Annotated in this window: 8 protein-coding genes and 1 pseudogene; 7 read left to right on the forward strand and 2 right to left on the reverse strand. The window is 67.9% G+C overall.

The window, feature by feature from the left end; all coding sequences use genetic code 11:
* The first annotated feature begins 55 nt into the window (after nucleotides 1-55).
* The 6 genes from MXD95_RS13920 (at nucleotide 56) to MXD95_RS13945 (ending at nucleotide 5,364) form a co-directional block, all read left to right on the forward strand.
* A complete protein-coding gene (locus MXD95_RS13920; RefSeq protein WP_250641032.1) occupies nucleotides 56-997 on the forward strand; it encodes an ABC transporter permease in 942 nt (313 codons plus the stop codon).
* A gap of 2 nt (nucleotides 998-999) precedes the next feature.
* The gene (locus MXD95_RS13925) at nucleotides 1,000-2,796 is read left to right on the forward strand and encodes a dipeptide/oligopeptide/nickel ABC transporter permease/ATP-binding protein (protein ID WP_250641033.1); all 1,797 of its coding nucleotides are present in this window, start codon (nucleotides 1,000-1,002) and stop codon (nucleotides 2,794-2,796) included.
* Nucleotides 2,789-3,646, forward strand: a complete 858-nt coding sequence (locus MXD95_RS13930; protein ID WP_250641034.1) for an ABC transporter ATP-binding protein — start codon at nucleotides 2,789-2,791, stop codon at nucleotides 3,644-3,646. Before MXD95_RS13925 ends, MXD95_RS13930 begins: the two co-directional genes overlap by 8 nt.
* A 313-nt stretch (nucleotides 3,647-3,959) precedes the next feature.
* Nucleotides 3,960-4,529 carry a hypothetical protein gene (locus MXD95_RS13935; protein WP_250641035.1) on the forward strand — a complete coding sequence of 190 codons (570 nt, stop codon included), beginning with the start codon at nucleotides 3,960-3,962 and terminating at the stop codon, nucleotides 4,527-4,529.
* Entirely contained in the window at nucleotides 4,526-4,933 is a 408-nt protein-coding gene (locus MXD95_RS13940) for a hypothetical protein (RefSeq protein WP_250641036.1), read from the forward strand. Before MXD95_RS13935 ends, MXD95_RS13940 begins: the two co-directional genes overlap by 4 nt.
* The gene (locus MXD95_RS13945) at nucleotides 4,930-5,364 is read left to right on the forward strand and encodes a SpoIIE family protein phosphatase (protein WP_250641037.1); all 435 of its coding nucleotides are present in this window, start codon (nucleotides 4,930-4,932) and stop codon (nucleotides 5,362-5,364) included. Before MXD95_RS13940 ends, MXD95_RS13945 begins: the two co-directional genes overlap by 4 nt.
* 51 nt (nucleotides 5,365-5,415) lie before the next feature.
* Here MXD95_RS13945 and MXD95_RS29655 read toward each other — a convergent pair.
* Together MXD95_RS29655 and MXD95_RS13960 are read right to left on the reverse strand one after the other, a co-directional pair.
* A pseudogene (locus MXD95_RS29655) lies at nucleotides 5,416-6,149 on the reverse strand (transposase family protein); the annotation flags it as partial.
* Nucleotides 6,150-6,256: 107 nt separating this feature from the next.
* Nucleotides 6,257-7,063: a DUF427 domain-containing protein gene (locus MXD95_RS13960; protein WP_250641040.1), complete on the reverse strand. Its 807-nt coding sequence runs from the start codon at nucleotides 7,061-7,063 to the stop codon at nucleotides 6,257-6,259.
* A 584-nt stretch (nucleotides 7,064-7,647) separates the two neighbouring features.
* Between MXD95_RS13960 and MXD95_RS13965 the strand changes: the two genes are divergently transcribed.
* Nucleotides 7,648-8,607: an SDR family oxidoreductase gene (locus tag MXD95_RS13965; protein WP_250641041.1), complete on the forward strand. Its 960-nt coding sequence runs from the start codon at nucleotides 7,648-7,650 to the stop codon at nucleotides 8,605-8,607.
* Nucleotides 8,608-8,780: the final 173 nt, after the last annotated feature.

The following is an 8,780-nucleotide window of genomic DNA, read 5'->3' on the forward strand; positions in this document are numbered from 1 at the left end:
GGCCCGGCCGACGAGCCGAACACGTACGTCGAAGCGTCGCGCTCGACGCACTCTCGTGGTCCTGGGTAGACTGGTGGCCGCCTTCATCCCGGTCTTCCTGCTCGGCTCGTTCTTCACGTTTCTCCTGGGCACGCTGAGCGGCCTGAATCCCGCCACCCTGCAACTGGGCGAGGCGGCCACGCCGCAGGCCGTGCACGACCTCGAGAAGCAGTGGGGCCTCGACCGGCCGTTCCTGGTCCAGTACGTCGACTGGTTCGGCAAGGTACTGCGCGGAGACTTCGGTAGAAGCTGGGTCAACGGGAACTCGGTGAGCTCGCTTCTGACCGGCCGTGCGATCATCAGTCTGTCGGCCGCCGGGCTGGCGCTTCTGATCGGCATCGTGGTCGGATTCGCGCTGGGCGCGCTCGCCGCGCACTACGAGTCCACCTGGGTGGACCGCACGGTCACGATTTTCGCGTCGGTGATGTCGGTGCTGCCGCCGTTCATCGTCGGCGTGGTCCTCATCGATATCTTCGCCGTGAACCTGAACTGGCTTCCCGCGGCGGGATATGCGTCGTTCGACGCCGGATTCGGGCCCTGGCTGAGTCACATCATCCTGCCCGCGCTCGCGTTGAGCTTCGACACGGTCGCCGACGTCGCCCGGCAGCTGCGGGTCGGCCTGGTCACGGCCAAGCGGGAGAACTACGTCGTCGGCGCGGTGGTGCGCGGTCTGAGCGGCCGCCGGATCTTCCTCGTCCACGTGCTGCGCAACGGGGTCGGCCCGGCGGTGGCCGTGCTCGGGCTGAAATTCCCCAACCTGCTCGGCGGTGCCGTCGTCACCGAGTCGATCTTCCAGCTTTCCGGCTACGGCATGTTCGCCAGCGAGTCGGCGATCAAGGGCGATGTGCCCGCCGTCCAGGCCGTGCTGGTGGTCGCCGTGCTTCTCGTCGTGCTCTTCAACCTGCTGGTGAACCTCCTACTCACGCGGCTCATTCCGGCTGCCTCGCGAGGAGTCTGACCGTGCTGAAACTCGTGTGGCGGCTGGCCAGCGGCCGGGTCGCGATAGTGCTGGTGGCCCTCATCGCGTTGCTGGCGACGTTCGGTTCGCTGCTCGCTCCCGACGCGCCGAACCGGGCGGGGGCGACCCAGCTTCAGGATCCCTCCGGAGCGCACCTGCTCGGGACCGACTATCTGGGCCGGGACGTCCTGAGCCGGCTGCTGGCCGGCGCACCCCTGAGTATCTGGGGTGCGTTGCTGGTCGCCGCCATCGCCCTGGTGTTCGGGGGGCTGCCGGGAATCCTCTCGGTCTATCTGGGCCGGGTGTTCGAGTGGGTGAGCCTGCGGGTCATCGACACCCTGATCGCGCTGCCCTTCCTGGTGTTCGCGGTGGCGATGACGGCGCTGTTGGGCAACGGCGTCATCCAGGCGCTGTTCGCGGTGGGATTCCTGCTGGCGCCGGTCTTCTACCGGGTGGCCAGGGCGGCCACGCTCTCGGTGGCGCGCTCGCAGTACGTCGAGGCGGCGATCCTCTCCGGGGCCTCCACCTGGTGGATCGTGCGCAAACACGTCTGGGCCAAGGTGATGCCGCCGATCGCCATCGCGTTGTCCACCACCATCGGAATCGGTCTGGTGGTCATCGCCAGCCTGACGTTCCTGAGTATCGGGGTGAAACCGCCGACGGCGACCTGGGGTGGGATTCTGGCCTCCGACCTGCAATACATTGCGATCCAGCCGTACGCGCCGATCGCGCCGATCGCTCTCATTCTCATCTCGGTGCTGGCCTGCAACCTGTTCGCGGACGCCGCCCGCGATGTGTCGGGGGAGGCCGGTCGCGCGCTGCTGAGCGCCCGGGCGGTAAAGAAGACCGCCCGCTCCGAACGTCAGGCGCAATCCCGGACCAACCTCGTCACGCTCGACGAGAGGCCCTCGCCCAGGCAGGGCGAGCTGGCCAGGCAGGGCGAACAGGACGAGGAGGGCGAGCAGGGAGCCGGGCTGTCGGATGTGGTCCTGGATGTGCGTGATCTTCGGATCGCCAACGCGCTCGTCGGTGAGAATCTGGTCAGGAGCGTCAGCTTCGCGTTGCGCCGTGGGCGGATTCTCGGGATCGTCGGTGAGTCCGGTAGCGGAAAGACCCTGACCTGCCGCGCCGTACTCGGCATCCTGCCCAAGCCGATCGAGCGGACCGGCGGCCACGTCGACATCCTGGGCCGCAGGACCGCCGACCTGCGCAGGCAGGACTGGCTCGACGTCCGTGGCGATGTCATCTCCGCCGTCTTCCAGGATCCGGGTTCGTACCTCAACCCGTCGATCCCGCTGGGCAAGCAGGTCCAGGAGGTGCTGCGGGTCAAGAAGGGGCTTTCCCGCAGGCAGGCCAGACAGGAGACGCTTCGCCTGTTCGCGGCGGTGCACCTGCGCGAGCCCGAGCTGGTCTACGAGCAGTACGTCCACGAGTTGTCCGGCGGCATGCTCCAGCGCGTCCTGATCGCGACCGCCATCGCCCTGCACCCCGACATCCTGGTGGCGGACGAGGCGACGACGGCCCTGGACGTGACGGTGCAGGCCGAGATTCTCGATCTGCTCGTCGAGCTGAAGGAGCAGGAGGGGTTGTCGCTGGTCGTCGTCTCACACGACCTGGCCGTGGTGGCGCAGCTGTGCGACGACGTCCTGGTCATGAAGTCGGGTGACGTGGTCGAGCACGGCCCCGCCCGCCAGGTTCTGACCTCGCCGCACCATGAGTACACCAAGCTTCTCATCGCCGAGCATGAGCGCTACGGACTGGATCGCTACATCCGGGCCAAGGAGTTGGACGTTGTCTGAGACCGGTCCGTTTCTGAGTATCGAAGGTCTGAATGTTCATTTCGGCAGACGGCGAGGCAAGCGGCAGATCATCCGCTCGGCTGGGCTCGGGGTGGACGCGGGTGAGATCGTGGGGCTGATCGGCGAGAGCGGGTCGGGCAAGTCCACGATCGCCCGCGCCGTCCTCGGGCTGGTCAGGGCCTCTGGTGGGAGTATCCGCGTCGGCGGCGAGGAGGTGACCACGTTCTCCCGCTCGCGCTGGCGGGACTTCTGGCGCCGCGGCGTGGTGCAGTACGTCTTCCAGGATCCGCTGCGCAGCCTGGACGCCGACCTGGTGATCGCGGACTCGATCGCCGAGCCGCTGCGCATCCGCGGCGGCCTCGCCCGGGCCGAGATCGACGAGGCGGTGCGGAGGTTCGCGGCCACCGTCAGGCTGGATGAGTCGCTGCTGTCGCGGCACCCGGGGGAGCTGTCGGGCGGGCAGCGGCAACGGGCGGCCATCGCCCGCGCCCTGACGACGCGGCCCCGGCTGATCATCCTCGACGAGCCGGTCAGCGCCCTCGACGCGGCCAGCCGGGTGCAGGTCCTGGCCAGTCTGACCGGTCTGCGCACGGCCGGGGTGGGGCTTCTCTACATCTCCCATGATCTGGGCTCCGTGGCCGGCATCACCGACCGCACGGTGGTGCTCTATCAGGGCTCCGTCGTCGAGCACGGTCCCACCGCGGAACTGGTCAACGAGCCACGGCATCCGTACACCCGCCTGCTCGTCGGGTCCGCGCCGACGCTGTCCGGCACCTCGCTCGACCGCCTGGAACGCCATCGGCTCAGGGCCGAACTAGGCCTCGACGCACCGTCCGACCGGCCGGGTTGACGGCCTCGCGCACCGCGGGCGGTCGGGATACGGCGGACACACCGGGCCAACCACCCGCGTGGCGGTCCGACCCCCGCGCAGATGCGGCCATCATCCCGCCGGAGCCGGTCAAGCTGGTCCGGGCGGTTCACGAAGGCCAGGACGCCATGGTCGGATGCGCCTCCACCCGCGGATCGCCTGGGGTGTCGTAGGTCTCATCTGATGGCCGCTGCGGCGCTGCGCCGGTCCAAAAACGGCGACCCGATCCACGAGAACGCAGGTAACGGGCCGGGAATTTGACATATGGCAAGATCGAACAGTTCGGCTGTATTCGGTGGCCTCGCCCCGACGTGTTCCCTATGCTGCTGTTGTTGGCATTCGGGACATTCTCTTCGCAGTGGACGGGGAAACAATGTGGCCGTCTCGGGCTCGCCTGACCGCGCTTTTGGCGACGCTTTTCCTGGCACTCTCTCTGCAGGTGGCACTGCCGGCCCTGGCGGCGGACTCCGGTCCGTACAGGATCTTGGGCTGGTATCCGACCACCTGTAATCTGCTGCCGTGCATCAAGTATGACCGGGTTCCCCTGCGTTACGGTTACTACAAGCCGGGAGACTATCTCGGGCGAGGGGAGAGTGGATTCGGAAGGGTCAAGATCGAGGAAAAGCATGACGGCGAGCTGACCTGGCCGCAGATCGAGGACACCCTATTCCACCCGGAACAGGTCAAGCTGGATAAGAACAGCAGCACGAAAGTTGTCTTTCGAAAGAGGTTCACCGGTAGGTGTGGCTGCCCGATTCCGCACAGCCGGACGTGGTGGGCAAGGGTGGTGGTCGAGTATGCGCCGAGCAGGAGTGCGCCGGATCAGGCGCCGCTTGGTATCCTGACGGCGTATCATGAGGTATGAGTACCGACCAGGGTGCACGGCTGGCCGATGAGTTCCTTTCGCAGGTTCTCCGCCTCAGTCGGTCTCCCGACCCCGGAGTGACAATTTTTGGATCCTGGGTCGACCGCGGAGCTGAACCCTCACCTGCCGTATGTGTCGTATACAAGAATGCCAAGCATCCTCATGTCGCCGACGTGCTGGTAGGTATACGCTGGCCGATCGATGTTTCGACCGGGCCGGAGGAAGAAGAGGAACTGGGGCCGGCGGAGTGGGCTGGGTCCCTCTTTTCAAGCTACATCGAGGAACCTCTCGGCACGACGGTCAACCGCCTCCGGCGCGACCAGCATGGTATCGGCTGGTTCGGATACATCTCCGACCCATTGCCCGACGTGCCTGACGACCTGCTGCGCCAGCTTCGGGCGTGAGCAGGTTCCAGACCGAGCGGGGCACGTGGTCTCGGCTGCCAGGCGGAGATCGGCGGCGACTTCTACGACGCGTTCGAGACGCCGACCGGTCACGCCGCCGTCGTCATCGGCGACGTGCAGGGCCGCTGGGCATCGACGGGCCCGCCGCCCGACATCGAGACAATCCCGGTGCGGCCGGGACCCGCATCCTGCTGTTCACCGACGGCCTGGTCGAACGGCGCGGCCACCCCATCGCCGACAGCATGGACGATGTCGTCCGCTTCGTCGCCGAGGCTCATGCCCGCGCCCGCACCGCCGCGACATCCGGGCAGCTCGCTCTGCGCGACCTCGCCGATCAGCTCATGGTTGCCGCCGGCGACGCGCAGGACGACGTGGCCCTCGTCATCGCCGAGGCCCGGGAGGACGACGCCCCTGCCCGCCACCGCGCGTGACGACGGGTCGGCCCCGGAAAACCACACCCCCACTCACCAGCGCCGCCACCACCCCCGAAACCCATCACGGACAGCGAGATTCGCTGGGTGAACTCGGCGGAGCAGCGACTCCCCGGGCCGCACCTTCTCGTTCTTGCGGTGTGGCCGGAGCAGTTCGATGTTCTCCTCGGTCAGGTGCTTCTCGAGCTCGCCGGAGGCGAACCCCTTGTCCGAGATCAGCAGGATCTTTCCGCGCTCGTGGATCAGGTCCTCGTCGCGGTCGAGCATCGCTTCGAGGACCTCCCGCTCGCCGATCTTCGGGTCGGCCAGCGTCCACAGGATCGGCATGCCGACGGGCGTGAGAGCTTGAGCCCCCAATAGAAGCGCGAGTGTGACGCGCAGTAGCCGTAGTTGGCCCAGCCGGCCGCGTCGGAACGCTTCACCGTCGGCCTGGACATCCCGCCCGGCACGGGTGTCGCATCGGTGATCCACACGTCGTCGAACCAGAAGTCGATGTCCGTCGCGAGGTCCCGGATGACCTGCTTGACCAGTGGCAACGCGTTGCGCAGCCGCTTGTTGTAGCCCGGCTGCCGCGGAAGGTAGGGGAACATATCGGACAGGTGCTTGCGGGCGTGGCGCAGCCAGCGAGCCTCCGACGTGTAGCCGAGCAGCGACTGGGCCACGGCCAGGCAGACGAGTTCGGCATCGGACAGTAGCGGGTGTCTGCCCACGCGCCGCCCCCTGCCGTACCTGTCGTCGATCTTTACGTAAAGTGCGGTGAGGAGGGTCTCCAGGTCTTGCGTCACAACTCGATCCTGGAGACCCTCTCTCTACGTCCACGCACCTGATGCACAGCGTCAGAGTGCGCCACGGCCTTCGGAGTTCGTCCGGGCCAGGCCAAGGAATTACTCGTCTAGGTGTGCGCGCCGTCGACGAACAGGTCGACCTTCTCGTCGTAGAAGCAGACCAGGCCGGCTATCCGGATGCTTTCCGCCAGCGGGGTGCGGTAGATCCAGACGACGTCCTGGTGCACCGTGCCGTTGACCCGCACCGAGTAGTAACCAGCGGTGCCCTTGTAGGGGCAGTGGGTGGCGGAGTCGGAGGGCAGCAGCAGGTCGGTCCGGACATCCGTCAGCGGCAGGTAGTAGCGCGGACGCAGACCGGACTCGAACAAGATGACAGGGCGGACCGAGTCGGCGACCGTGACGCCGTCGATCTCGACCGTCACATGCCGCGAGCTGGAAAGAATGTCCACGCGGTGGTACGGGTTGCGCGCGTGGCCGTAGACGATCTCGTCCTCTTCCAGCCAGGTGTCCATCGCGGCCCAGTCGATGCGCACCAGGTCCTGGAACTCCGCAATGGGGGAGTCGGGGTAGGTGCCGGCCGCGTCCGGAGCCCGGTGGTCACCGATGACGACGTCGTGGCGGACGGCGTCGCCCCGGCTCGGCGAGCGGACGGTCTTGCCGTTCGGCTCCAGGGCGGCCAGGACATCCTGCCGGGGCACGTAGTAGACGGGATAGTGCGGCCCTTCCCAGACCAGCACCGGTCGGATCGTGTCAACCACGACCTGGCCGCCGAGCAGCGCCCGGACCCGCTTGCTGGCCTGTTCCGCGTGCACCCGTCCCCGGTCCGCCGCCGCGGACGGCTTGGCCGTCCCGACCAGCGGCAGTGACGTGGCGGTGGTCCGGGGCGTGATGGTGGATGGGGGCGTGGTCGTCATGGCGTTCGTTCCCTCCGCCGCGTCCGCTCACCTGACGAGGCTCTGTTTCCTGACGAGACTCTGTTCCCTGACGACACTATGCACCGACCGGGACACACGCGTGGTGGCCAGCTCCCACCGGGACCCGAACCCCACGCCCACCAGTAACCGCGCCGTGCCCCCACCGCGCCCACCGCGCCCACCGCGCCCACCGCGCCCACCGCGCGGCCAGGGTCACGTTCCGCAGCGGCACTCCCGGAGGTGGGCCCGTCGAAGATCCAAACAGGTCGTTGTGGGCGGGTTTGTGTCTGATTTGCCCCCCACGGCGACCTGGTTAGCGGGATCTTGCTCCGCTGCCCAGTGCGGACGGTGACGATACCGGGTGCCGGTGGGCGCCCGCGACACAAGAATGGTCGAGCGCGTGCTGGTGGCCGCCGGCGGCGGGCAAGGTGACCGGCGGAGCGAAACCGTGATGGAATCGCGGACGGGCGAAGGTGGCCGTGAACCGGGACCTGGGGGCGCCTGCATGGACGTCGGCAGAGCAGGCAAGCCCGAGTCGACCGGCCCGATCGCGCCGCCCTGGCGGCGTATCCGACGACGGTTTCATGAAGGGGCGGGCTGCGGTGGACGCGTTGAGGGACCGGGTGTGCATCATCACGGGTGCCGGTCGTGGCATTGGTCGTGAGCATGCTCTGCTGTTCGCCGCCGAGGGTGCCAAGGTTGTCGTCAATGACCTTGGCGGTGCCCGGGATGGCGGCGGTGCGGACGCGACGCCGGCGCAGCAGGTGGTCGATGAGATCAAGGCGGCCGGCGGTGAGGCCGTCGCCAACTACGACGACGTCGCCAGCACCGAGGGTGCGCAGAACCTCGTCAACCAGGCGGTCGAGACGTTCGGTGACCTGCACGTGCTGGTGAACAACGCCGGAATCCTGCGTGATCGGATGCTCGTGACGATGTCGGACGACGACTGGGACGCGATCATCAAGGTCCATCTGCGGGGCCACTTCGCGCCGACGCGGGCGGCGGCCAACTACTGGCGGGCGCAGTCGAAGGCGGGCCGGGACGGCGCGCGGTCGATCATCAACACCTCGTCGACGTCCGGACTGTTCGGCAGCGTCGGGCAGAGCAACTACGGCGCGGCGAAGACGGGACTGGCGACTTTCTCGATCATCACGAACCTCGAGCTGAAGCGGTACGGGGTGCGGGTCAACGCCGTTGCGCCGGCGGCGAGCACCCGGCTGACCGCCGCGGTGCAGGGAAAGCGGAACGACAGCGCGCCGGCGTCCGCCGAGAACGAGAAAGACGAGAAAGGGGAATGGTCGCCCCTCGCCCCGGAGAACATCTCGCCGTTCGTCGCCTATCTCGCCACGACGGACTGCCCGATCAACGGTCGGGTTTTCTTCGTGATGGGCGGGGAGGTTCACCTCTTCCAGCCGTTCGTGATTGTCGACGGCGTGACCAAGGACGGCAAGTGGACCGTCGAGGAGCTTGCGGCCCAGGCCGGCAAGCTCCAGGACTACACGTTCGACTACGGCCACCCGGTCGCCGCACACTCCGGTCTGTAGCTCCGGGCCCCGTCGCGCCAAGTACTGGCCAGCGACCTGGTTGTGTGGCGGCTGCCCACGCGGCGTCGATGTCGACGACAGTCGAGCCCCAAGCCAGAAGTGGGGGGGGGGGGGGGGGGGGGGGGGGGGGGGGGGGGGGGGGGGGGGGGGGGGGGGGGGGGGGGGGGGGGGGG

The organism is Frankia sp. AiPa1, assembly GCF_023243075.1.
In the GTDB taxonomy this organism is placed as follows: domain Bacteria; phylum Actinomycetota; class Actinomycetes; order Frankiales; family Frankiaceae; genus Frankia.